The sequence below is a fragment of the Paenarthrobacter sp. PH39-S1 genome (assembly GCF_030063245.1).
GTDB lineage: Bacteria > Actinomycetota > Actinomycetes > Actinomycetales > Micrococcaceae > Arthrobacter_M.
In genome coordinates, this window is the sequence record NZ_JASISR010000135.1 from 1 (window position 1) to 502 (window position 502).

General features: G+C 62.4%; 1 pseudogene. It reads right to left on the minus strand.

Annotated features, from left to right (window positions below):
• Nucleotides 1-292: 292 nt before the first annotated feature.
• Nucleotides 293-502: pseudogene (locus QMG52_RS21845) on the minus strand (hypothetical protein); the annotation flags it as partial.

A 502-nucleotide genomic window follows, 5' to 3' on the forward strand; every position in this document is an offset into this window, starting at 1 on the left:
TATGAGGGAACGTTTGTCAAGTGGCAGTGGTGAGCGGCTCCCGGCTGATATGAGGGGGGCCGCTCATTGGGTGCCGTCCGGGTGTGGTGGTCGTGCTGGCGAGTCTTGTGTTCGACTGCAGTGTCAGGCTGATATGCGCGGGTTGGTTTCCGCATGACGATTGTTCGGCTGGGGCGTATCGGTGTCTAGAATCGAGTGTCAACGGGATGGGCCGTTTGCTCATAGCTGGGTCTCGAGTTAGCCCCAAAGTGCTGCCACGCCACGCCCGCCACTGACCCGGAGGGCACGTTTGTTAGGCCGCGTTCATGCGTTCCCCTTGCCCGTGTTGGCTTTGTTGGAGAGGTGCGGCCAGGGACCAGCACCAGCCGGCGAGTTCCCGCGCGATCGCGGTGTTGGCCGTGACAGAGCGCTTTTTGCGGGCATCAAAGATTTCCCATTTGTGGTGGAGGCGGTGGTTGCCTTCCAGGGCCCGGATCCGGGTCGCCGGGGTGACTAGGTCCAG